We start from the raw sequence: 23,429 nt of genomic DNA, 5'->3' as shown, positions 1-23,429 counted from the left end.
TTTTAAGAAGTCTTTTTAACGTATTTTGTTATTATTACAATTTGTTGTCCATCGACTTTACCTTCAATGTATTCTGCATTTTCATGATCTAAACGAATATTTCTTACAGCTGTACCCTGTTTAGCAACCATACTGGAGCCTTTTACTTTTAAGTCTTTAACTAACACAACTGAGTCGCCATTCTCAAGAATTACGCCATTTATATCGCGATGAATAATTTTAGCAGATTCATCTTCATGCTCTCCTGTTGCACGTGCTAATGCTAATGCTTCTTCATCTAAATACATCATGTCCAATAAATCTTTCGGCCAGCCTTCATTACGAAGTCGTTGTAACATGCGCCAAGCCATAATTTGTACTGCTACATGTTCGCTCCACATACTATCATTTAAGCAACGCCAATGATTAGGGTCTACTTCTACGTTACCTTCAATTTGATTACAACACGTTTCACAAACCAAAATGTCGTTAGCCACATTTTCATTTAATGATGGTGGAATAGTGTATTGCCGTAGGCCTTCGGTTGAAGAACATAATTCGCACGTATTCTTGCTTCTTTCTTGAAGTATTTTTAAGACGCTCATAAATTCAATTTATTCTGCAAACATACTACTTTACTGAAACGTATCACGCACTTTTTTGGGCAAAGACTTTACAATTAAATCGTATGATTGGTCAATTAATTGCTTGGTAAAGTTCCAATCTAATTCGCCTTTGAATAATCTAATAGTATTCCAGTGTTTTTTACTCATGTGGTAACCTGGCTCGACACTTTCATATTGCTCACGTAATTCTAATGCATACTCAGGATCGCATTTCAAATTTATAGCAGCTTCACCCTTTTCCCATGTATCTAAACCGGTAAGTAGAAACATTTTATTCGCAACTTTAAATACTAAAACATTGTCATCAAAAGGAAAATGTTCGGTTACTTGCTGTTTTGCTAAACAATAATCTCTAATGTTGTCGATATTCATATATCATTATTTAGTTTTAAAATTTTATTCTTTAACACCTATTTTCCCTAGATGTGTGTCTTTAAAAGAAGACTTATATTTTAAACCATAACCAAAAATTCTATCCATGCAAGCATGTGAAAATACTATTATTCCTATTAATTGTAACACGGTATCGTTACATACAATTCCTATAATGTAAATCACAACAGCTAATCCTTTATGGTGAAATAAATTGTACGTCACTGCTCCAAATTTTGGATTGACGAGATAACCTAGCATTCCAATATCTGGCGTTAGCAACAACACAATAAACCACCACCAAGCATAATGTAATTGATTAAAAGCGAGAATCCCCAAACCAAACATAGCGAGTTCTTCTAATTTCAGTAAATTTTTCATGTTATTCTAAAAGTTGATATAGGATAGGTTTACTTGGTGAAGCATCATTCTCAAAAGGTGCTATTTGTAAGTTCAGAAAATACGTACCATCTTCTATTTTATTAGAGACATAAATAAATTCTGTAATTGTACAGTCTTTTCGTAATTTACCATCAAAATTCCAAAAAGCCTTATGCCCTTTTAACTCACCATTATCTTTTTCTTTATCAACGCTTGGTAAATCAATCAGTAGGTGTTTAATTCCCATTTTTACCAGAAATTTTATCGCTTCATCTTGAAAATATACCCAATTGGTATTTGAATACTGCCTTGATTTTTTTTCCTTGGTGTTAGGGATTGTCCTAATAATAATGGCGTCTCTCTTTTTATTACCAAATGCAAATTGTAATTGCTTTTTTGAAATAACAAAATCCTCGTCAATTAATTCAGGTGCTACAGTTACTAGTTCAGCAAGGAAGAAAAACTGTTTTAAGTTTTTGTTCACTGAAAGAAATTCATTAGTAATATGACCAACGCATTCGGTATGTGTACCATGCGCATGCGGATTAAACTGTATATTGTTAAAATTAACACTGGCTCCTTTTTCAACACTTGCAATCCACTCACCATCTTGAACAGGTTCTATTTTGGGCTCATCAATATACCAGGCGTTGACGTTAGATTTTGACGCTTTTAATGGTATTGAAATATCTAATGGTTTAGATAAATCTATTTTATATTTTCTTGAATTGGTTTCTATAGTTGCTAGCATTATAAATTTAGTTTAAATAAATCTGAAGCGATGCCATCGCTTAAAAATTTTCCTTTTTTAGTTGCTAAAAGTTGGTTGTTGTCAATATACAACAAATGTTGATTGATGAATTTATCGGCTTGTTGTAATAAATACTTTTTATATGAAATTCCAAATTCTGCTTCAATTTTTAATAAAGACACACCCCAAATGGTTCGTAAACCAGTCATAATATATTCATTATAGCGGTCTGTTTTAGTTAAGACTTCCCATTCTATTGGTAGTTGATTGTCTTGTAAAGCTTTGATATACTTGGTGTTATTCCTAACATTCCAACCCCGTTGTTTCCCATTAAAAGAATGTGATGATGGCCCAATGCCCAAATACGGTTTTCCTTGCCAATAGGCTGTGTTGTTTTTACTGAAATATCCTGTTTTACCAAAGTTTGACAATTCATAATGAACAAAATTATTCGATTCTAGGATATCTAACAATATATGAAATTGTTCTTGAGCGGCTTCATCATCGACTTCTTCTATAATCCCTTTTTTAATAAAACTATGTAAAGCTGTTTTGGGTTCAACAGTTAAAGCATAACATGAAATATGTGGAACGCCATATGACAAGGCTGTTTCAATATTTTTGAGCCAATGCGCGTTGGTTGCATTGGGAATACCGTAAATTAAATCTATTGAAATATTATCAAAATGTTTGGTAACTTCCTCCAAACAGCTCTTGGCTTCATTAGCATTGTGCGCGCGATTCATTAGTTTTAAATCGTCTTCGAAAAAGGACTGAATACCAATACTCAATCGGTTAATTGGAGAATCAATCAATTCATTAATGCATTTATTAGTTAAATCGTCCGGATTGGCCTCTAATGTAATTTCAGGAGACTCAACAACTGGGTAGTTACTGTAAACCGAGTTGATAATTTCTTGAATTTCGTCATTGGTCAACAAGCTCGGCGTGCCTCCTCCAAAATAAATAGTTTCAACAACTTGATTTTTCAGTTCCTCTTTCCTTAATAGCAGTTCGTTTTGCAACGCAAAAACCATGTCTTCCTTCTTTTTTAGGGAAGTTGAAAAATGAAAATCACAGTAATGACAGGCTTGCTTACAGAATGGAATATGGATGTAGATGCCTGCCATTATACAGATTTAAGCCATACTATTAGAAATGAAATTCCGTAACCGATTATGATATATAATGTCATTGCGAATATATAAACCAATATCATTTTTAAAATGGCAGTTAAGTTTCGCTTTTGAAAAAATGAAATTAAAGTGTAAACTACATATACGAACATTAATAAAAAAGGTAGGGATTTGTATTCTGGATTTACAAATTTTAAACCAATCATATATATGGTAGTAATTAAAGTGTAAAATCCAACCACATAAAATGAAACAGCTAAATATTCGGCTAATGAATAGGACTTATAAAAGAATAATTTTAGCATGAGTGCAAAAGCAAATACAAATGAAAAGATAATATTGTTAATGTTTTTAGCCATATAAACGCCTGCACTATTTAATAATTTCGCATTAACTGAATCATGTTGTACTTGTGCAATATTTTGCATAGGGTCATAATTCAATAGCGATTTAGTTAGCACAAAAACAATAGTAGTTAAAATAAAAAATGAAACGGGTTTATAGTACGTTTTTCGTTTACCAGATAAAAAATCTCTGAAGAGCTTTCCTGGATTTACGACCAACGTTTTTAGTGTCATCCATAATGGTGCATCTAAAGAAAACATACCATTTATGACATCTTGAAATGTTTCAGAAAACGTGACTTTATGGATTGATGTGCGTTGTCCGCAGTTAGGGCAATATTCACTAGCTGTTTCAGTATTACAATTTTTGCAAATAGTAGTTTCAGTCATAATCTACTTCTTAATTCTACCTTCATTTTGCTTAACAAAACTAGCCCAACCAGAATAACTTTTACCAACAGTAACACGACCCTGATTGTAAAAGTGACATACTGCAGCTGCTAAACCATCCGTTGCATCTAGATTTTTTGGTAAGGTTTTTAAGCCTAAAGTACTTTGCAACATTTTAGCCACTTGCTCTTTACTAGCATTACCATTGCCAGTAATAGCCATTTTTATTTTTTTAGGAGAGTATTCCGTTATGGGTATTTCTCGAGATAAACCTGCTGCCATTGCTACACCTTGGGCACGACCTAATTTCAACATACTTTGCACATTTTTTCCAAAAAAAGGTGCTTCTATGGCTATCTCATCAGGATGATAGGTTTCAATGAGTTCAATTGTACGTTCAAAAATGAGTTTGAGTTTTAGATAGTGATCATCATACTTTTTCAAGTCTAATTCATTGAGTTGCATGAATGACATTGTTTTTCCCACAACCTTAATGAGTCCAAAACCCATTATGGTTGTACCAGGATCAATACCTAAAATAATTTTTTCTTTACTCATTAATCACAAAAATAACAGCCACTTAAAGACACCGAAACACCAACTGTTACCGTTAGGAGGTTTCCATTGAATGACCCAAAGCCATCAAATATAGGATCAAACTCTTTTGCAAAACCATAAATATAGGACGTATCTAAAAACACCGAAAAGGTTCTTGAAACTGAATAATGGAACTCGATGCCAGCCATGGCATTGAAATAGGTAAGGTTGTTATCGGCATAACCACTTAAAGGCTTAACGAAAGATATTCCTGGTCCAGCGTGTCCCACTATACCTATATGCGTTGGCAAGAAAGTCATTAGTGTCGTGGCATCATAAACAAATTGAGCATTAACTCTTGAATAATTTATTTTAAAATAAGGTGAGTCGCTGTTATTGGCTATACGATTAAAACCATAATCTAATTTGACACCATATTGCGGTTTAAACATGCGCTGAACTCCTAAATGAATAGTTGGAAAATTTACAGGTTTCGCTTCAAACCCTGGCACAAATCCACTTGAACTAGGACTATTAAGACCAAATGCAACTTGAGCCTTCCATTTACTAGCCTCGCTTTGCCCACAAACAATGATTGTTGTAAAAAACAATAGTAAAAACAAGCTACTGAATCTATAATTTGCAAAAGCTATCTTCATATGACTTTATTGTTTTATTTTGTACAAAATATAATCTACGACTCAATTGTATGTTTGGAGCCGTTCCTTACAAAACTAAACAATTCTTTTTTGTACTTATTAAAATGAGTATAGTAGTTGGTGCTTTTTATTTTATTTATAATAAACTCACTTCTAACCAAGAAATGGATTTTAAAGTTTTCTGGGATTTTTTATCAAAAAACAATGCGTTTTCAATAAAGAATGTGATTTTTTTGATGCTTTTAAGCATTTTAAACTGGTTTTTTGAAATTATAAAATGGCAGCATTTAGTATCCTATATTCATAAAATATCATTTTGTAATTCTTTAGAACAAAGTCTTGGTTCTTTAACAGCATCATTATTTACCCCTAACCGTGTGGGTGAGTACGGTGTAAAAGCCATGTATTTTAAATTATCAGAAAGCAAGAAGATAGTTGCGATGAATTTATTGAACAATAGCTTGCAGATGGCAGTTACAACACTCTTGGGCGTTGCTGGATTAAGTCTTTTTGTATTGAGATATCCGCTTGACATATCTTATTACAAGGTGTTTAAATTTGGTGTTGTTTTATTAATTATCGTCTTATTTCCAATAATAGGTTTGGCAAAAACCAAATTTTCTATTAAAGGAATTTCCTTTCAAACTGCCAGAGCATTTTATTCCAAAATCCCAAAAGCATTATATGTAAAAGGATTTTTATTCTCACTTATTCGTTACATGGTTTTTTCATTTCAATTTTATTTTTTACTCACATTATTTGGTGTGAAATTGAGTTATTTTGATTCCATGGTTATCATAACAAGTATGTATTTTCTAGCATCCATAATTCCAGTTATTTCAATTTTTGATGTGGTTTTAAAAGGTAGTGTTGCCATTTTTTTGTTTTCTATCACTGGTGTAGGCAACATAATTATTTTGAGCACCATATTGCTTATGTGGTTTTTTAATGTGGCTTTGCCTAGCTTAACAGGAGCCGTATTTGTGCTGAAATTTAAATTACCTCAAAAAACAGTATGCTTATAATAATTATGGCCATATCATTTCTGTACCTGCTTTTGATTGGCGGATTTATTATTGGCTTTGATAATGTCAATAATTTTAAAGTAAAGCTACTAGTACCAAAAACAAAATTTTCAATTGTTGTTCCTTTTAGAAATGAATCAGACAATTTACCACGCTTGTTGGATTCTATCTTGCAATTGGAATATCCCAAAGAACTTTATGAAATACTATTGATAGATGATGCTTCTACTGATGATTCCGTTTTGATTATAAAATCACACTTAAAAGACACCCTTTATGATTGGACGATTTTAAAGAATAACCCTAATACAAGTTCCCCAAAGAAAGATGCCTTGAAAATTGGTATATCAAAATCCAAATATGATTGGATTATTACCACGGATGCTGATTGCATATTGCCAAAAGAATGGCTTAATATTTATGACACTGTTGTTCAAAACAGCGCGTATTCGTTTATAGCTGGTCCTGTAGCATATAAAAAGCCTAAATCATTTCTTGATCATTTTCAAAATTTAGATTTTATAAGTTTGATGGGCTCAACCATTGGCAGTTTTGGGCTAAAAAAACCTTTTATGGCTAATGGTGCGAATTTGGCCTACAAGAAAGCACTGTTTCATCAATTAAACGAATTTGAAGATGATTCAAACATAGCAAGTGGCGATGATGTTTTTCTACTTCAAAAAGCCGTAAGGTATAATTCGGAACAAGTGGGCTATTTGAAAGCAGAAGGAGCCATCGTTTCAACTAACCCACAACCAACACGGCAACAGTTGGTTTCTCAACGCGTTCGGTGGGCATCCAAATCAATCTATTATAAAAGTGCTTTTTCAATATTTACAGCATTTACTGTGTTTTTCATGAATATCCTATGCGTCATCTTATTGCTTTCATCAATAACTGGCCTGACCAATTTTTTTACGTTTCTATCCCTTTTTGTATTCAAATCATTTTTAGATTTTATTCTTATCTATAAAACAAGTCGCTTTTTAGGTCATCAAATTCCATTTATAAGATTTTTGATTTCAAGTATTTTATATCCGTTTTTTACTACATACATAGTGACCATATCAACTTTTAAAAATTACGATTGGAAAGGACGTACGTTTAATAAATAACCCGTAAAAGTATATCATGATGTCGTTTAATTTTTATAGTTTTACAAGTAACCTAAACATTTGTAAAATGAAAAAGCTACTATTTTTATTCTGTTTCATTGCTTTTGGCATTTCTGGATTTACCCAAGAAACCTATAACGTCAATAATGAAACACTGGAATTAAAAACTGAAGTAGAAGGTAATTTGGACTTGTTATGGAATATTTTTGATGGTAAATACCGCTATTTTGTAAGAAGTAACAATGGTAACATCCAAGAATTGGTAAATACTAAAAATGAAGAAACACGTAAATATCAAGAAGAATATAAGGCAGTTTTAAATAATCTAACAAAAGACTACGGGCTAACAGCTGAAAAAGTAAACCTGACACTTTTCAGTTTAAAGGAATACATCAATAAATACAATGCGACATCTGATGTTGGTTACAATTATACAGAGCGTGCTAAAGTACAATCTAGACTTGGGGCTTTTGGTGGTTTAACCAATCAACCATTTGTCGCCAATCCAAATAATAAATCGGTACCGTTTTTTGGATTAGAATTTGAAATTTTCGAAGAAAGCAGATTACCTAGACATGCTTTGTTTTTTCATTTTAGACATGCTCTAGAAGCTGACGATTTTGAATATTCTTCTACCCAACTGTCCATTGGTTACAGATATCGAATAATAAACAAAGAGGCCTTTAATTTTTATGGAAATTTAAAAATGGTTACTTATACGGCTTCAAATGCTACTTATGTGTCTAGTAATCCTGAAATTGGAATTTACGAAGAATCAGCTTCTGGTATTCAAGTACCTTTTACACTTGGTTTAGGTGCAGACATAAGGATTACAAAAAACAGCTTCATCACATTAGCCTATCATGATATTTATGCAATTTTTATTGATAACAGTGACAATTTCCCAATAGATTTTGCTTTAGGCTATAAGATTAATTTGTAGTGCGTTTAGACAAAACATCAAACCCTGCTTTTTCAGATTATTTTTGGAATGATGACAATCACCATTCTCAAACCATGTCGGTTACTGGAATTATTATAAAATCTCTCGTTTCTATACTGATTATTGCATTGATAACTGCTGGAATTTGGAAGTTATATGATAACGGTTACAACGTAAAGTGGTTTACCACTGGAGGGATGCTTGCCGCTATCGTTATCAGTATTATTATTTCGGTACGAAAGCATTGGGCAAAATTTCTAGTACCATTATATGCTATTGCCAAAGGCTGTTTTTTAGGTGGAATAAGCAGTTTTATTCAGGCTAAATTCCCTAATATGCCTTATCAGGCAATTGGAGTTACCATTATTACATTTTTTGTGATGTTGATATTATATCAAACCCGAATAATTGTTGTTACAAAAAAGTTGAGAAGTATTATAATTACTGCTTGTGCCAGTATTTTTGTAACCTATATTATTTCATGGATTTTAGGTTTCTTCGGAATTAAGGTTTTTGTTTGGGGTACATCTTGGTGGGCAATTGCTTTTAATGTAGTTGCAGCTATCTTTGCTTCATTATCATTATTATTGGACTTTGATTACATAGAACGTTATAAAGGTAAAGCCCCTAAAGAAAAAGAATGGTTGGCTACTTGGGGTTTATTGGTTACATTGGTTTGGTTGTACGCCGAAATATTAAGACTCATGCGCAAACTTGCCATTCGTTTTTAATAAGCTTGAATAATAACAGGCAATGTAAATGCTGTTTTTACTTGCTGACCACGTTTTACAGCAGGATAAATTTCTGGCAGTGAATCCAAACTATTATTTATAAGGTTTTTAATATTCGGGATTTCGTGCAATGTTAATGAGTCAACATCATATTCCATAACCGTTAGCTTACCCTTTTCAGAAATTTGAAATTTGATTAATAGGGTGTCTTTGATGTTTTGAGATACAACAATAGTATCCGCTTGTATATTTTTTGAAATTGCCTCTATAAGCGTATTCTGAAAGCATCTTTTTTTTCCTTCTTTTGAAATTTCATTATCACATATTGTAAATGAAGGATATTCATCAACCTCATTCCACGTAAATGTTTTTAGCTCTTCATTCAATATAGCTTCAGATGATGTTTTTTTTACGTCAAAGTAATTGCAGGAGGTTAAAACCAAAAAAGCTAAAATAAAATACCCTTGTTTCATAATTTGTTATGATACCGAAAAGTACAATTTTTTGTATTAATTTTAAGTAAATTGATAATTATAGATAAAAAAACCGAAAACGTTGTTTTCGGTTTTTAACAGTTTGACAATTTAGTTTATTCCTTAATTTGAAATTTGATTGGCAAATAATAAGGTACGGTTACTTTTACACCGTCTTGTTCGCCAGGAATCATGGTTGGTAATATGCTGACTACTCTAATAGCTTCATTCTCTAAATCAGGATGATTGGCTCTAGCCTTAATGTCAATTATTTGGCCATTAGCATCAATTTTGAAAAAAACTGAAATTTTCTGCTCGCCGGTAAGTCCTAAATCATTAGATAAATTAGTGTTAAAGTTTTTAAGTATAAAAGAATTGAGTTCTTTACTCATACAGTTTATACTTTCTTCTCTAGTTTCAACTTTTTCACAACCAGGAAACGCAGGTACTTGTTCAATGACACCATAAGGAATTTCAGCATATTTTACTACATCTTTAAAGTATGGTTCTTTAAGACCGTCAGGGGAAACTAACATCATTAAAGTTTTTAAAGCATTTTTTTCTTCATCAGTCATACTCCCTTTTGCGGCAATAGATTCTTTTAAATCAGCAATGCTTTGCAAAACTTCACTAGAAGCTTTCTCTTGAGATTCATTGCTAACTCTATACTCTTGTTTAGCTACATCTTTTGTAGGTCTGTCTTGTGAGCAAGAAGAATATAAAAGCATTCCAAAAACTACAGGGATTAACAATATATACTTAAGTAATTGAATTTTTCTTGATTTCGATTTTTGTAACATAATAATTCGTTTTTTGATTAATGATTGTTTAAAAAATGGGTTGATAAACGATACTGATTTGATATCAAAAACCTGTGACAGCAGGTTTTCATAATATTGCTTTTTATTTTGCTTGATTGCTTTTGAATCTGCAATAAACTCGTGCAAATCTGATATTCTATTCTGGTACATATATACCAATGGATTAAACCAAAATACTACGCGAAGTATTTCAAAAAAAAGCAAATCCCATGTATGTTTTTGTTCAATATGAACTAACTCATGTTTCAATATGGACTCACGTTCTTGGGTTTTAATTTTTTCTCCAATAAAAACATAATGAAAAAATGAAAAAGCCACTGTACTGTTGGAAACTTGTATTATTGAAAAATCCTTTTGTTTAACTTTAGGATTGGTATAAGCAAGTTTTAAAATCTGAAAAATTCTGAATAAAAAGTATAACAATGCTAAAATACAACCAAGTAACAAAATGTTAGGGACATGTGATAAGATACTATTTGATGTACTTGTTCCTTTTAGTACCACTTCATTTAGAACAATTGGGTTTTGAGTTTCAAAAGCAAATTTTGGAAAAGAAAATGTATATACTTGAGGTACAACATTTCTAAAACTTTCAATCTTGATAAGCGGAAGTAAGATGGACAAAACTGCTGTTCCTAACAAATATGCCCTGTTCCAGTTAAAAAAGGTTTCCCTTTTTAAAAACGCATCGTAAACTATTAAGAATAGTAACTGAAATGCAACAATTTGTATGACGTAGTGTATCATGATTTATTGTCTTTATTAATTTCTTTTAAAACCGATTCCAATTCATTTAAACTGATGTCATTCTTCTTCATAAAAAATGATACCATACTTTTAAAAGAACCTTGAAAATAATTTTCTACCAACGTATTGATGGATTGGTTACTATAATCGGGTTTCTTTACAACCGGAAAATAAACATGACCTTTGCCTTGTTTTTCATAATCAACAAAGCCTTTGGATTCCAGTATCCTTACAATGGTAGATACAGTATTGTATGCTGGTTTGGGTTTAGGGAGTTCTTCAATTATTTGTTTGACATTGGCTTTCTCTAGCTGCCAAAGTATATGCATGATCTCCTCTTCTGCTTTAGTAAGTTGTTTCATCATCTAACTTTATGGTTCAATAAAACTTGTCAACTAAACAATTAGTTGAATACAAATATAACTAAAAAATTAGTTTAAACTAATTTTTTAGTTTAAACTTTGTAACATTCTTTGTTTATCTTCGTCATACCAATAAAATTTATATGGATATTTTACTGACGCTCATTGGATTTGTTTTTATGCTAGTAGGCATCATAGGTAGTTTTTTACCTGTTTTACCTGGCCCACCATTAAGTTGGGTTGGCCTGTTATTACTTCACTTAACAAATACCGTTGATACCAATTGGGTGTTTCTAGGTATTACTTTACTAATTGCTTTACTTGTATTCGCACTAGACTATATCATACCTGCCATGGGTACCAAAAAATTTGGAGGTAGTAAATATGGTATGATTGGCACAACCATAGGACTATTGGTTGCAATTATTTTTCCTGTTTTGGGACCATTAGGTATTATTATATGGCCTTTTGTAGGTGCATTAGTTGGTGAATTACTAAATAAATCAGATTCTAAAACAGCTATGAGAGCTGCTTTTGGTTCACTTCTAGGATTTTTAACAGGAACTTTTATAAAATTTTTGGTTGCTGTAATCTACCTTGGTTTCTTTATATCGACTGTATGGGAACACAAGAGTAGTCTTTTTTCTTTTTAAGAAGAAACCCTATGATTTTCGGTTAGTATGAAAACCACAGGGTTTGTGTAAATGCTATTATCAACAAATTTTTTGAGGGATTCATCAAATCTGTCGTTGATATTTCAAATGTATGTATTTAAATAAACTTTTTGCTGTGGTAAAACCGTAAACTTGTTGTGGTAAAACCGTACTATTCTATCATACAGCGTGTTTCAAGAACTTTTCAAAAATGATAAAATGTTGAATTTTAACAGTTTTTGAAAGAATTTTTATATAAAGCCCTTAAGTCTGGCTTCATCTAAAAGTGTTTCATCGTTCCCATCTTGAACATCAAACAATAACTTTAATTGCTTTTTGCGCTTTTCAATAGCACTTAAAGAAATATCTATGTGATCAACCAGGTTTTTAGTACGAATACCTTGAGAGAGTAAATACAAAATTTTTCGATCAATGTCATCTAAATCAATGTCATTGGTTATTGACTTTCTTACTATAGAATTGACTGTTCCACTATAAAAAGGCGGATTGTTAAGAACAGCTTGAAAAGCACTAGCTAATTCACTAGAAGTTAAATCGCTTTTTATTAAAAAGCCTTCAGGATCAATATTTTTAATTAAATTATGTACTCGATAATTCTCATTAAACATGGTAAGCATAACAATTTTGGCCTCTGGCATGACTTTTCTGGCATATTTTGCTAAATCTTCTCCTGAATTGAATTTACCATCCGTTGAAGGTGGCAAACTAATATCCATAAACAAGACATCATAAGGTTTTTCAGTTTCTACTGCACGGTTCATAAACTTTACAGATTCGTCACAATTGTTGGCAATGTCTATCAGTAATTTTTGATTGTCTTTTTTAGTTGCCAGTAACGTATTTTGATAACCCTCAATGATTATTGGGTGATCATCTGTCATTAGAATACGAATTATTTTTTCCATTAGGTTTTAAAAATTAATAGGTTAGATTGGGATTTTAATTAAAATACTGGTACCGACATCTTTTTCAGAAGTAATTTCAAGTTCACCATGTATTTCCTTTACTCTTGAATGCATGTTTTTAATACCTATTCCTTTTTTGGCTTTATTTACATCAAAGCCAGATCCGTTGTCGGTAATGAACAAGCAAATTACATTATTTTTTAATTTAAAGCTAATCTCAACGTGAGTAGCATTGGCATGTTTGTAAATATTTTGAAGAGATTCTTGAATAATTCTGTAGATATGTATCTTTGTTTTGTTAGGAATATCCTCCCAGACAATATCACCTTCAATACTAATATCATTTTTAAAGCCGTAAGCTTTAGACTGCGTTTCAACTAATGTACTAATAATGTCTTCATAACCAGAGCCTGAAACAAAATCGGTATTTAATTCATGGGACACTTTCCTGATTTCCTGTTCAATATTCTTTAACTCAACAATATAACCTTCTCTAGTTTTTATGGCTTCGTCAGTTGTGCTTAAATTCAAACTATCCAAACTCAAGCGTGTACCAAATAAACGACCTAAAATACCATCATGAAGTTCTTCTGAAATACGTTTTTTCTCAATAGATCTCGCTTCATCAATTTTATCCTGTTGTGATAGCATTAGGTTATAAATTTCTTCATTAGCCTCTTGTTGTTGTTGTACAAGTTTCAATTCTTTGTTTTTAGCTCTTTGCGATATAATGATATAAAGTAGAATTAAAGTTACAAGTAAGCCTCCTGATAATATTAGTAACCACATACGCTCACGGGTTATCTGCTGATTTTTCAACTCAAGCTGATCAGTTTCCAGTTCAATGCGTGCAAACTTATTCCTAATAGCTCGTTCTTTATTGACTAAACTATCATTTAGTTTGATGTATTCATTCAAATAAACTTCAGACCTATCTGTTGTATCAATTTTAGATTTAAGTTTTAATGCATTCAATATTACATCATTGGTTGAGGATTTCTTACCTAAATTATAAGCTATGTTAGAAAAAAACATGGCTGAATCTAGTTCTTTTTTATCTAAATAATATTCTGAAGCGTTAAGGGAAACAGACATTATACTAGTTTTATCATTTATACTATCACCTAACTTGTAAGCTTCATATAACATGCTTTTAATTTCAGAATCAGGGTAGTTGCCCATTAAGTGTTTTAAATGAGCATAGTCTCCAAGTATCAAAGCATAATTATTGATTGCTTCCATCAAAAGCACTTTATTTTCAAATAGATTTTGATAAATTTTTAAAGCTTTATCATATTGGTTTAGCTCCTTATATATTAAAGCTATGTTACTGTTTGAGTATAAAGTATAAAGGTAATTATCCTTCATTTTATCACTATATGAAAGCGCTTTATAATGATATTCAATAGCCTTATCATATAATTTTAATTCATCAGCTGAAATAGCAATTAAATTGTATAAACCCCATAAGTTTTCTAAAGTAAATTCAGATTGAGGCATTTCTTCAAAAAGCTTAATTGCTTCAACTGCTGTGTTTTCTGCACCAACATAATCACGCTCTTCAAACTGGATGTCTGCCATATAATAGATGGCATCAGCCTGCTCATTTATCATGTTTTGCGAACCAAAATATTTAGATGCATTGTAATAATAATGATAAGCACTATCTGTCTGGTAAATTTCTTTATGGTAATATGCCAAAACCTTACTAATATGTCCAAGAGCAACCGTGTCTTTAACTTTTTTTGCTAGAATTAAGTTTTCATGATTTAATTTGTAAAGCGGATCAACTTCCATTTCATTTCTAGCAATCTTATTTAAATAAAGTGTAACTAATAAGCGTTTAGTTTTTAAGATTGAAGTGTCTTGTTTTGATTCGTTAGCAAACCGAATTGCTTTCTTTACATTTTTAATCCGTTCATCTAAATTTAAACTTTTGTTTTCGGCAAGATTTCTATAAAAAAAAAGACTATCACGAGAGGAACTTCCACTCATTACTTGAGCACAAATATTTGTTCCTAATAGAAGAATAATTATTGTAAATACTTTTTTAAAGGACATAAGAGTTTTCAAAGTCCTTCAAATGTATCAAATTTTGTATCAAATTTGATATTGAATATTAAATTATATAAACAACAAATGAACCCCTAAATATTTATAGGGGTTCATAAGTATTATAAAGGCAGGGTATTTTATCCGTTAGAAGGAATTTCTCCTTTTCTTACATGTCTCTTGACTGCAAAAGCATATGAAAAGTCTTCTTGTTTTGTTACTTTTTCTTGCTTCGGCTCTGTAGTAGGCACATCGCTCTTAATACTTAATCCAGTAAGGGTTGTACAAAAAACGGCAGCTAATAAGGTAATTTTTAAGGTTTTCATGTTAGTTCATTTAGGGTTAAACAACAGTTTGCTATTAATTATTTACTATAAAATTGATTTTTAAACTAAAAATCGCTGTTGAGGGAAGAATGGATAATTAACCTTAAATATTTAAATGCCAAAAAGGCTTCAAATTATTATTTTATAACATGAGGGAATAGACAAAAACTTGTCTTTAATGGATTAATAAACCTTAAATAAGCTGAATAATTCGATTTAGGGACTTATTTGAAGGACAGTAAATATAGATTCAAGGGCTGTGATTACACTAAATAGTCGTTTAAATGCATTTTATATCGATTAAATGCGAGATAATTGGAATTTTCTTACAACATAATATATCCATAAAAAAAGATTACTTTTTTAAATTATAAAAACTACATATCATTTGTAGAGGAAATATACTGACTAATTATTTTTGGAACATCATTGTGTTTTAACTCTTTTTTTTCAATTTTCTTAATTAAGTCAGGTGTTTCAGTTAAATGATATTTGGCACTTTTTTTTAACTTACTATTTAATCCTACAATATTATTTCCCGATAAGGCAAATAAATTTGCGTTTGAGGCATCTTGTTTTCGAATAAAATAATAAGTAGCTGGCAAATCATTTCCGAATTGAGATCTGTATAAAAAATAAATTTCATTTGTTTTTTCATCGACCTTATATACTCCAGATTCTACATAAAACGTAACATAATTATTTTTAGCAGCAACTAGAAGTAATTTAGTGTTTTTAGAAGTTATCCCTTTTATTGTATATGCAACTGGGATGTTTTCATACAAATAACTACGTCCATTTTCAGATGCAACAACCACATAGTCTATTAATTTTCTTCTAAAAGTCTCTTTGTTTCCATTTTCTGAAGATTTGTATGCTATATAATCTTCTCCAGAAGAATTAGGAACCAAAATAAGTCCTTTTTTTGAGGTCCCATCTAATAGTCTAATTTCTCCTTTCCAATATGGATTTGTATTTATATTGATTTGAGCATTGGCTTTAAAAATTGAAGTAGAAACAAAACAAAGTATAATTACAACGAATAATTTTGAGTTCATAAAGACACATATTTTTACTACTTAAAAATATAATAATATTTTTAAATAAACAGAGCCCATCGTAAAACAAAAAAGCATCCCAATCTTCTTAAAAAGAAAAAAGGAAAGCTTTCCATCGGAATACCCAACACAATTGGATATCTCCTACATTTACCTCAACATCTCTATTGAGATAAAACAACACAACTAAATTTTATTGCTAAAAAAAGCTCCAAATTTAGGAGCTTTAGCAATTTAGCGGTCTGGACGGGACTCGAACCCGCGACCTTCGCCGTGACAGGGCGACATTCTAACCAACTGAACTACCAGACCGTTGCTCTATTGCGGATGCAAATATACACGGCTTTTTTTATAAGTCAAACCTTTTTTTAAAATATTTTAATCTTTATTTACAAAAACTTTTGACGCTCTATCATATAGGTCATTAAGATATTATTAAAGTCTTTATTAATATCTGCTTCTACATATTTAATTCTATACTGAATACATTTAAGTTTTATTTCTGAAAAATAATCAGCAACAGCTTTTTCATAATTCTCTTTTATATTTTCAGCATATAGATTAATGTGATCACCTGTTTCAACATCAACAAATCGCTTTGGTGTATTACTAAAATTAAATTCCAGTTCATGCTGCTTGTCAAAAACATGAAACAAAACTACCTCGTGCTTGTTATATTTTAAATGGCGTAAAGCTTCAAATAATTTTTCATCATCTGAAGTTGTTTGAAACATGTCAGTAAAAAAGAAAATCAACGAACGTCGTTTTATCTTTTCAGCTATTTGATGTAAGTATGTATATGTATCTGTTGTCTTATTTTTAGGCTTTGAAATTGCCATTTCGCGCAACTGATGCAATAACATTTGATGATGTCGTTCACTACCTTTTTCTGGCGAATAGTAATCATACTTATCACTATAAATACTTAAACCAACAGCATCACGTTGCTTTTTTAAAATCTGCATTAATGCTGCCGAGGCTAATGCAGAAAATGCTATTTTGTTTAAACTATCAATGCTGAAGTCAGCTAGTTGTGGATAGTGCATTGAACTACTATTGTCAACAATTAGGTGACAACGCAGATTGGTTTCTTCATCATACCGTTTTGTATATAACCTGTCAGTTTTTGCAAACAACTTCCAATCTATATGTTTGGTACTTTCACCTTGATTATAAATTTTATGCTCTGCAAATTCTGATGAAAACCCATGAAATGGACTTTTATGCATACCAGCAATAAAACCCTCAACCACTTGTTTGGCCAAAAGTTCCAGATTTTTAAATCCACCAGCTTTATTAAGTTCTAATTGCAAATCCATACGAGACTAAACTAAAAAAGGTTTGTCGCATGGACAAACCTTTTATCATTTCTTTTAGAAAGTATTTTATAAAAGCGAATCAATCGCTTCAGTGTAAGCACTTTTTTGCGCAACACCTACTTGGCGTCCTACAACTTCTCCGTTTTGGAACACTAATACTGTTGGTATGTTTCTTACACCATATTTTGCAGCAAATTCTTGATTAGCATCTACATCTACCTTACCAACTAAAGCTTTCCCTTCATATTCATTACTAATTTCATCAATGATTGGTCCTACCATACGGCAAGGTCCACACCAAGCTGCCCAAAAATCAACCATTACAGGTTTATCACTTTTTAATACTGTTTCTTCAAATGTTGCATCTGTTATTTCTAATGCCATAATCTATAATTTAATATGTTCTACTTCTATTTGTTATGCAATATTAGTCAAAAAAAATGCCAAAGCTTACAACCTGACAATTTGTTTTCCTTATGCATGTATTGTTTCAGGTTATTTATTCTTAACGAGTAATAATGCATTAATTTAATTTATAAAACACATCCTGTTTTTCTAATTCATCTAATAATTCTTGAGATATTTTTATTTTCTGCCTTCTGCTCGGCATGTTTAATTTTATCTGCTCTTCATTATCATAAATCACAAAATTAAGTGCATTATCACCTTGATGAAGATTAAACAACTCTTTAAGACTTTGAATACGTTTTTCCTGAAGATCCGCAATATTTAGCTGTACAGAAAGTTTCTTTGCATAGGTATCCATAACATCATGCAACAACTGAAAACTATTAAACTGTAACCTTGGATCACTTTTCTTTCCTGTATCCCGATTCACCCAGCCTTCCCGAATAAAAACCTTAACATATACAAACGAATTTTTTAGAAGGAAATGTCGAAACTTTAAATATTCTTCACCAAAAATTCTAAATTCAAAACTATCTGTATAATCTTCTATCGTGAACAGAGCCCAACCTTTGCCTTGTTTACTCACACGATGCTGAACATCAGTAACAACGCCACCAAAGGTCATTTCACGATTTACATATTGCTCCAAATTATTAAACAACGCAATATTGGCATTACAAAAAGTTTTCATTTCAATTCTAAAATCATCTAATGGGTGACCAGAAATATAAATTCCCACGACTTCTTTTTCTCGTGCTAATTTTTCCATAGTTCCCCATTCTTCGCAAGGCGGCACCTCTGGTTCTGCAATTTGTACATCACTTGCTTCTCCAAATAAACTTACTTGTGCAGAATTTTCATTCTCTTGATGTTTTGCTCCATATTTAATAGCTTTTTCCAAAAAGGTAATACCATCACCATCATCATGAAAATACTGTGCACGATGCGTATTCTCAAAGCAATCAAAGCCTCCAGCTAATGCTAAATTTTCAAATGCTTTTTTATTGGCTGCACGTAAATCAATACGCTTTGCAAAATCGAAAATTGAATTATAATGACCATCTTTTTTACGGTTTTCAACAATGGTCATTACAGCACCATGACCCACACCCTTGATAGCTCCCATTCCAAACCGAACAGCATTGTCTTGGTTAACAGAAAATTTATAGTAACTCTCATTAATATCTGGGCCCAAAACATCCAATCGCATGCGCTTACATTCTTCCATAAAGAAAGTAACTTGCTTAATGTCATTCATATTATTAGAAAGCACAGCCGCCATATATTCTGCTGGATAATGTGCTTTTAAATAAGCCGTTTGATAAGCAATCCAAGCATAACAGGTTGAGTGTGATTTATTAAAGGCATAACTCGCAAAAGCTTCCCAATCTTTCCAAATTTTTTCTAAAACATCTCTTGGGTGTCCATTGGATTCACCACCATTTAAAAATTTCGGTTTTAATTTTTCAAGTAAGGCGAATATCTTTTTACCCATGGCTTTTCGAAGTACATCGGCTTCACCTTTAGTGAAACTGGCTAACTTTTGCGACAATAACATCACCTGCTCTTGATATACCGTAATACCATAGGTTTCTTTTAAATACTCCTCCATAGCTGGCAAATCGTAAACGATATCCTCACGACCATGTTTACGAGCGATAAAACTAGGAATGTATTCCATTGGTCCAGGACGATACAGCGCATTCATAGCAATTAAATCATCAAACACAGTAGGCTTCAAGTCCTTCATATGTTTTTGCATGCCAGGAGATTCGTATTGAAAAATACCTACAGTTTCACCTCTTTGGAAGAGCTCGTAAGTTGCTTCATCATCCAAGGGGAAGTTGTCAGGATCTAGTGTAATACCATGTTTCGCTTTAACAATCTTAACGGTATCTTTAATTAAAGTCAAAGTTTTTAACCCTAAAAAATCCATTTTTAACAATCCAGCATCTTCCACTACCGAGTTATCAAATTGAGTAACATATAGGTCGGAATCTTTGGCAGTTGCAACAGGAACAAAATTGGTAATATCATCTGGAGTGATAATAACACCACAAGCGTGAATACCCGTATTTCTGACCGAACCTTCCAATATTCGGGCTTGGTTTACAGTTTCTGCTTCTAAATCTTCACCATCTGAAATATTAAGTAACTGATTAACTTTTTCTAAATCTTCTGCACGGAATTTTTTACTTAATTCCTTTTCTTCCATGCCAAAAATCTTCCCAAGTTTAGACATGGTTGGGATTAATTTGGCAATTCTATCAGCATCAAACAATGGCAAATCTAAAACACGAGCGGTGTCACGTATGGAAGATTTGGCAGCCATGGTTCCGTAAGTGATAATTTGAGCTACTTGATTACTTCCATATTTATTAATAACATAATCCATAACGCGACCACGACCTTCATCATCAAAATCGATATCGATATCTGGCATACTCACTCGATCTGGATTTAAAAACCTCTCAAAAAGTAAATCGTATTTAATAGGATCAATATTAGTAATCCAAAGGCAATAAGCCACAACTGAACCAGCAGCTGAACCACGACCTGGACCAACTGACACATCCATATTTCTAGCTTCACGAATAAAATCTTCAACTATCAAAAAGTAGCCTGGATATCCTGTTTTTTCTATAACATCAAGCTCAAAATCTAAACGCTCTTTAATCTCATCGGTTAGTTCTCCATAGCGTTTTTTAGCACCTTCATATGTTAAATGTCTTAAAAAGGCATTCTCACCACGCTTACCGCCATCTTTTTCATCATTTGAATCCTTAAACTCATCTGGAATATCAAACTTTGGAAGCAAGACCTCTCTTGCTAGTTGGTATGGCTCTATTTTATCTACAACGTCTTGAATATTGCTAATAGCTTCAGGAATATCTTTAAAGAGTTCCTTCATGCCTTCAGAAGACTTAAAATAATATTCTTGGTTAGGCAATCCATAACGATAGCCTCGACCACGGCCAATTGGTGTTGCCTGCTTTTCACCATCCTTAACACAAAGTAGAATATCATGCGCATTAGCATCTTCTTTATCTACATAATATGTGTTGTTGGTAGCTACTAATTTAATATTATGCTTTTTAGAAAATTCGATTAAAACTTGATTCACGCGATTTTCATCCTCTTGATTATGACGCATAATCTCGATGTATAAATCGTCACCAAACTCTTGTTTCCACCAGAGTAAAGCTTCTTCAGCCTGATTTTCACCAACATTTAAAACCTTACTTGGCACTTCACCATACAAGTTTCCAGTAAGTACTAATAAATCTTCTTTGTATTGTTTTATGAGTTCCTTATCTATTCTAGGCACGTAGTAAAAGCCTTCGGTATAAGCTATAGACGATAATTTCGCTAAATTGTGATAGCCTTTTTTTGTTTTCGCTATTAAGACTACTTGATAACCGTTATCTTTTCTGGATTTGTCTTGGTGGTTTTCACAAACAAAAAACTCGCAGCCAATTATGGGCTTTATAGTTTTAGCTATTTGTGTTTCGCCTTTATCTTTAGCCGCTTTATTTTTTTCTTCTACAGATTTGTTGTGATTATTTATCTGCTTCACAAAATGAAATGCACCCATCATATTAGCATGATCAGTTAATGCTACAGCTGGCATACCATGTTTAACAGCTGCTGCAACTAAATTTGGAATGCTGATGGTTGATTGTAGAATAGAAAATTGCGAATGATTATGCAAATGAACAAAGTCAACCTCTTTAAGCTCGGAGATATTTTCTTTAATTTCTTGGTCAGAAATATCATTGGTTTGAGCTTGCTGTAACCGTTCGTGTATTTTTGCGCTAGCTTTTTTTAAATTAATATGCTTTAAGCCTATTAACTGAATTTCTTTAGGGTTAGCTTCAGAAAAATGTTTAAAATAATCCGGTTGAACATCAAGTTGTTCTTTGGTATATTCTTCACGTCTAACCAACTCCAAAAAGCAACGTGTTGTTGCTTCTACATCGGCAGTAGCATTATGAGCTTCGGCAAAGGGCTCGTTGAATAAAAACTCGTGTAATTCTGTAAGCGTTGGCAGCTTAAACTTACCACCTCTACCTCCTGGGATTCTACATAATTGAGCTGTATGCTCTGTACACGTATCTAACACGGGAAGTTCTTGTAAATGGTTGGCCACATCTTCTCGCACAAATTCAGCTCCCATAATATTGAGGTCGAAACCAACATTTTGTCCTACAACAAATTTTGTTTGATTTAAAGCTTTATTGAACTTATCTAAAACCTCTGTCAATGGCACACCATGTTGTTGTGCTAATTCTGTAGAAATACCATGTATTTTTTCAGCATCAAAAGGAATGTTGAATCCTTCAGGTTTAATCAAATAATCCTGATGATCAACACAATTACCCATGTCATCATGTAATTGCCAAGCTATCTGAATACATCTTGGCCAGTTATCAGTATCAGTTATTGGTGCATCCCAACGTTTTGGCAATCCCGTAGTTTCGGTATCAAAAATTAAATACATGTTAAAAATCTATCAATTAAAAGGTATCACAAAAGATTATAAACGAGCTTATAAAAATACATAGAAATACTTCTTTATTAAAGTGAAGTTATAAACAGTTGTAAACAAAAAAACGCAACCATAAGGTTGCGTTTAACATTCTATCTTAAAATGTAATTATGACACTAATTCTTCATGAACTTTTTCAGTATTAATAGCTGCTTGAATAGCATTTTTTTGCTTAATCAACAACGAATCAATACTTGGCGGCAACGTTCTGTCGTTAAGAATTTCTTTATATTCTTCGAGACTAGCTTCCTCTCCACGTATAGCTTCTTCTAAAATAGCTTCTTCATCATTTGATGTAAATAATGATTTTAGGCTCATCCAATTTCTATGCATCGCACCTTTGAAACTTCCTGAATCTTCAGGTATTTCTCCATAACGCAGAATTTCAGTTCGCAATTCTTTAGCAAATTGGCTTCGTTCAGTTGCGCGACGCTTAAAGAACATTTTTAATTCTGGAGAATCTACATTCTCCATAGCATTTAAATAGCCTTTTTCAGCATCATAATTTTTAATTAATAATTCGTTTAACTTGTTTGAAATTTCTTCTGAATACTTCATAATCTTACTTTTCATTTAAATTTCAATAAATTCTTTATAGATGCGTATTGTTTCACATCTTCCACAACAGTATAACAGAAATACGTGCTCAAGTCAAGTATTATATCACTTTAATGATAAACTTTAATAGTATTTAACAACAAACGCGACCAATTGGTCGCGTTTGTTAAATATTTTAAGATTTAAAT

24 protein-coding genes and 1 tRNA gene are annotated in these 23,429 nt (G+C 32.0%); 5 read left to right on the top strand and 20 right to left on the bottom strand.

The features are described from left to right. Positions 1 to 2: 2 nt before the first annotated feature. The 8 genes from HGK31_RS04945 to HGK31_RS04910 are packed head-to-tail and all read right to left on the bottom strand — an operon-like array spanning position 3 to position 5,175. A complete protein-coding gene (locus HGK31_RS04945; protein ID WP_104735436.1) occupies positions 3 to 584 on the bottom strand; it encodes a PhnA domain-containing protein in 582 nt (193 codons plus the stop codon). Between the two features lie 30 nt (positions 585 to 614). Then, complete coding sequence (locus tag HGK31_RS04940) at positions 615 to 977, bottom strand: MmcQ/YjbR family DNA-binding protein (RefSeq protein WP_191858728.1); 363 nt, start codon at positions 975 to 977, stop codon at positions 615 to 617. 24 nt (positions 978 to 1,001) lie between these two features. Then, positions 1,002 to 1,358 carry a DUF4260 domain-containing protein gene (locus HGK31_RS04935; protein WP_191858727.1) on the bottom strand — a complete coding sequence of 119 codons (357 nt, stop codon included), beginning with the start codon at positions 1,356 to 1,358 and terminating at the stop codon, positions 1,002 to 1,004. 1 nt (position 1,359) lies between these two features. Beyond that, positions 1,360 to 2,109 (bottom strand): cyclase family protein, encoded by a 750-nt coding sequence (locus HGK31_RS04930; protein WP_191858726.1) that lies wholly within the window; start codon positions 2,107 to 2,109, stop codon positions 1,360 to 1,362. After that, positions 2,109 to 3,239, bottom strand: coding sequence for a radical SAM family heme chaperone HemW (hemW, locus tag HGK31_RS04925; RefSeq protein WP_191858725.1), 1,131 nt, complete (start codon positions 3,237 to 3,239; stop codon positions 2,109 to 2,111). The genes HGK31_RS04930 and hemW overlap by 1 nt, the downstream gene beginning before the upstream one ends. Continuing rightward, positions 3,239 to 3,979, bottom strand: a complete 741-nt coding sequence (locus HGK31_RS04920) for a DUF3667 domain-containing protein (protein ID WP_191858724.1) — start codon at positions 3,977 to 3,979, stop codon at positions 3,239 to 3,241. The genes hemW and HGK31_RS04920 overlap by 1 nt, the downstream gene beginning before the upstream one ends. 3 nt (positions 3,980 to 3,982) lie before the next feature. Continuing rightward, positions 3,983 to 4,537, bottom strand: coding sequence for a crossover junction endodeoxyribonuclease RuvC (ruvC, locus tag HGK31_RS04915; protein WP_191858723.1), 555 nt, complete (start codon positions 4,535 to 4,537; stop codon positions 3,983 to 3,985). After that, positions 4,537 to 5,175, bottom strand: coding sequence for a cell envelope biogenesis protein OmpA (locus tag HGK31_RS04910; RefSeq protein WP_191858722.1), 639 nt, complete (start codon positions 5,173 to 5,175; stop codon positions 4,537 to 4,539). Before HGK31_RS04910 ends, ruvC begins: the two co-directional genes overlap by 1 nt. A 104-nt stretch (positions 5,176 to 5,279) precedes the next feature. Here HGK31_RS04910 and HGK31_RS04905 point away from each other — a divergent pair, with 104 nt between their 5' ends. From HGK31_RS04905 to HGK31_RS04890, 4 genes are all read left to right on the top strand, one after another. Next, entirely contained in the window at positions 5,280 to 6,200 is a 921-nt protein-coding gene (locus HGK31_RS04905) for a lysylphosphatidylglycerol synthase domain-containing protein (protein ID WP_233450983.1), read from the top strand. Further along, positions 6,191 to 7,315, top strand: coding sequence for a glycosyltransferase family 2 protein (locus HGK31_RS04900; RefSeq protein ID WP_191858720.1), 1,125 nt, complete (start codon positions 6,191 to 6,193; stop codon positions 7,313 to 7,315). The genes HGK31_RS04905 and HGK31_RS04900 overlap by 10 nt, the downstream gene beginning before the upstream one ends. Before the next feature lie 67 nt (positions 7,316 to 7,382). Then, positions 7,383 to 8,258 (top strand): hypothetical protein, encoded by an 876-nt coding sequence (locus tag HGK31_RS04895; protein WP_191858719.1) that lies wholly within the window; start codon positions 7,383 to 7,385, stop codon positions 8,256 to 8,258. Beyond that, positions 8,258 to 8,989, top strand: a complete 732-nt coding sequence (locus HGK31_RS04890) for a Bax inhibitor-1/YccA family protein (protein WP_191858718.1) — start codon at positions 8,258 to 8,260, stop codon at positions 8,987 to 8,989. Before HGK31_RS04895 ends, HGK31_RS04890 begins: the two co-directional genes overlap by 1 nt. Here the strand turns inward: HGK31_RS04890 and HGK31_RS04885 are convergent. From HGK31_RS04885 to HGK31_RS04875, 3 genes are all read right to left on the bottom strand, one after another. Beyond that, the gene (locus tag HGK31_RS04885) at positions 8,986 to 9,462 is read right to left on the bottom strand and encodes a hypothetical protein (RefSeq protein WP_191858717.1); all 477 of its coding nucleotides are present in this window, start codon (positions 9,460 to 9,462) and stop codon (positions 8,986 to 8,988) included. The genes HGK31_RS04890 and HGK31_RS04885 overlap by 4 nt on opposite strands. A gap of 116 nt (positions 9,463 to 9,578) precedes the next feature. After that, positions 9,579 to 11,030 carry a M56 family metallopeptidase gene (locus HGK31_RS04880; protein WP_191858716.1) on the bottom strand — a complete coding sequence of 484 codons (1,452 nt, stop codon included), beginning with the start codon at positions 11,028 to 11,030 and terminating at the stop codon, positions 9,579 to 9,581. After that, entirely contained in the window at positions 11,027 to 11,392 is a 366-nt protein-coding gene (locus HGK31_RS04875; protein ID WP_104735422.1) for a BlaI/MecI/CopY family transcriptional regulator, read from the bottom strand. The genes HGK31_RS04880 and HGK31_RS04875 overlap by 4 nt, the downstream gene beginning before the upstream one ends. 143 nt (positions 11,393 to 11,535) lie before the next feature. Here HGK31_RS04875 and HGK31_RS04870 point away from each other — a divergent pair, with 143 nt between their 5' ends. Then, positions 11,536 to 12,045, top strand: coding sequence for a DUF456 domain-containing protein (locus tag HGK31_RS04870; RefSeq protein ID WP_191858715.1), 510 nt, complete (start codon positions 11,536 to 11,538; stop codon positions 12,043 to 12,045). A gap of 251 nt (positions 12,046 to 12,296) precedes the next feature. Here HGK31_RS04870 and HGK31_RS04865 read toward each other — a convergent pair whose 3' ends face one another. The 9 genes from HGK31_RS04865 to HGK31_RS04825 all read right to left on the bottom strand — a co-directional run bounded on the left by HGK31_RS04865 (position 12,297) and on the right by HGK31_RS04825 (position 23,241). Beyond that, on the bottom strand, positions 12,297 to 12,971 hold the full coding sequence (locus tag HGK31_RS04865; protein WP_191858714.1) for a response regulator: 675 nt from the start codon (positions 12,969 to 12,971) through the stop codon (positions 12,297 to 12,299). Positions 12,972 to 12,992: 21 nt separating this feature from the next. Then, on the bottom strand, positions 12,993 to 15,032 hold the full coding sequence (locus HGK31_RS04860) for a tetratricopeptide repeat-containing sensor histidine kinase (protein ID WP_191858713.1): 2,040 nt from the start codon (positions 15,030 to 15,032) through the stop codon (positions 12,993 to 12,995). A gap of 131 nt (positions 15,033 to 15,163) precedes the next feature. Then, positions 15,164 to 15,349 (bottom strand): hypothetical protein, encoded by a 186-nt coding sequence (locus tag HGK31_RS04855; protein WP_191858712.1) that lies wholly within the window; start codon positions 15,347 to 15,349, stop codon positions 15,164 to 15,166. Positions 15,350 to 15,726: 377 nt separating this feature from the next. Then, positions 15,727 to 16,407 (bottom strand): hypothetical protein, encoded by a 681-nt coding sequence (locus HGK31_RS04850; protein ID WP_191858711.1) that lies wholly within the window; start codon positions 16,405 to 16,407, stop codon positions 15,727 to 15,729. Positions 16,408 to 16,645: 238 nt separating this feature from the next. Beyond that, positions 16,646 to 16,719: transfer RNA gene (locus HGK31_RS04845), tRNA-Asp, on the bottom strand. 77 nt (positions 16,720 to 16,796) lie between these two features. Continuing rightward, on the bottom strand, positions 16,797 to 17,726 hold the full coding sequence (locus tag HGK31_RS04840) for a DUF58 domain-containing protein (protein ID WP_191858710.1): 930 nt from the start codon (positions 17,724 to 17,726) through the stop codon (positions 16,797 to 16,799). A gap of 66 nt (positions 17,727 to 17,792) precedes the next feature. Continuing rightward, on the bottom strand, positions 17,793 to 18,110 hold the full coding sequence (gene trxA, locus HGK31_RS04835; RefSeq protein WP_191858709.1) for a thioredoxin: 318 nt from the start codon (positions 18,108 to 18,110) through the stop codon (positions 17,793 to 17,795). A gap of 139 nt (positions 18,111 to 18,249) precedes the next feature. Beyond that, complete coding sequence (gene dnaE, locus HGK31_RS04830) at positions 18,250 to 22,635, bottom strand: DNA polymerase III subunit alpha (protein WP_191858708.1); 4,386 nt, start codon at positions 22,633 to 22,635, stop codon at positions 18,250 to 18,252. A 156-nt stretch (positions 22,636 to 22,791) separates the two neighbouring features. Next, a complete protein-coding gene (locus HGK31_RS04825; RefSeq protein ID WP_191858707.1) occupies positions 22,792 to 23,241 on the bottom strand; it encodes a ferritin-like domain-containing protein in 450 nt (149 codons plus the stop codon). Between the last annotated feature and the right edge of the window lie 188 nt (positions 23,242 to 23,429).

This window comes from Hanstruepera ponticola (genome assembly GCF_012931685.1).
Lineage (GTDB): Bacteria > Bacteroidota > Bacteroidia > Flavobacteriales > Flavobacteriaceae > Hanstruepera > Hanstruepera ponticola.
The sequence above is the reverse complement of the archived record's forward strand: the minus strand, read 5'-3'. Positions and strand labels throughout refer to the sequence as shown.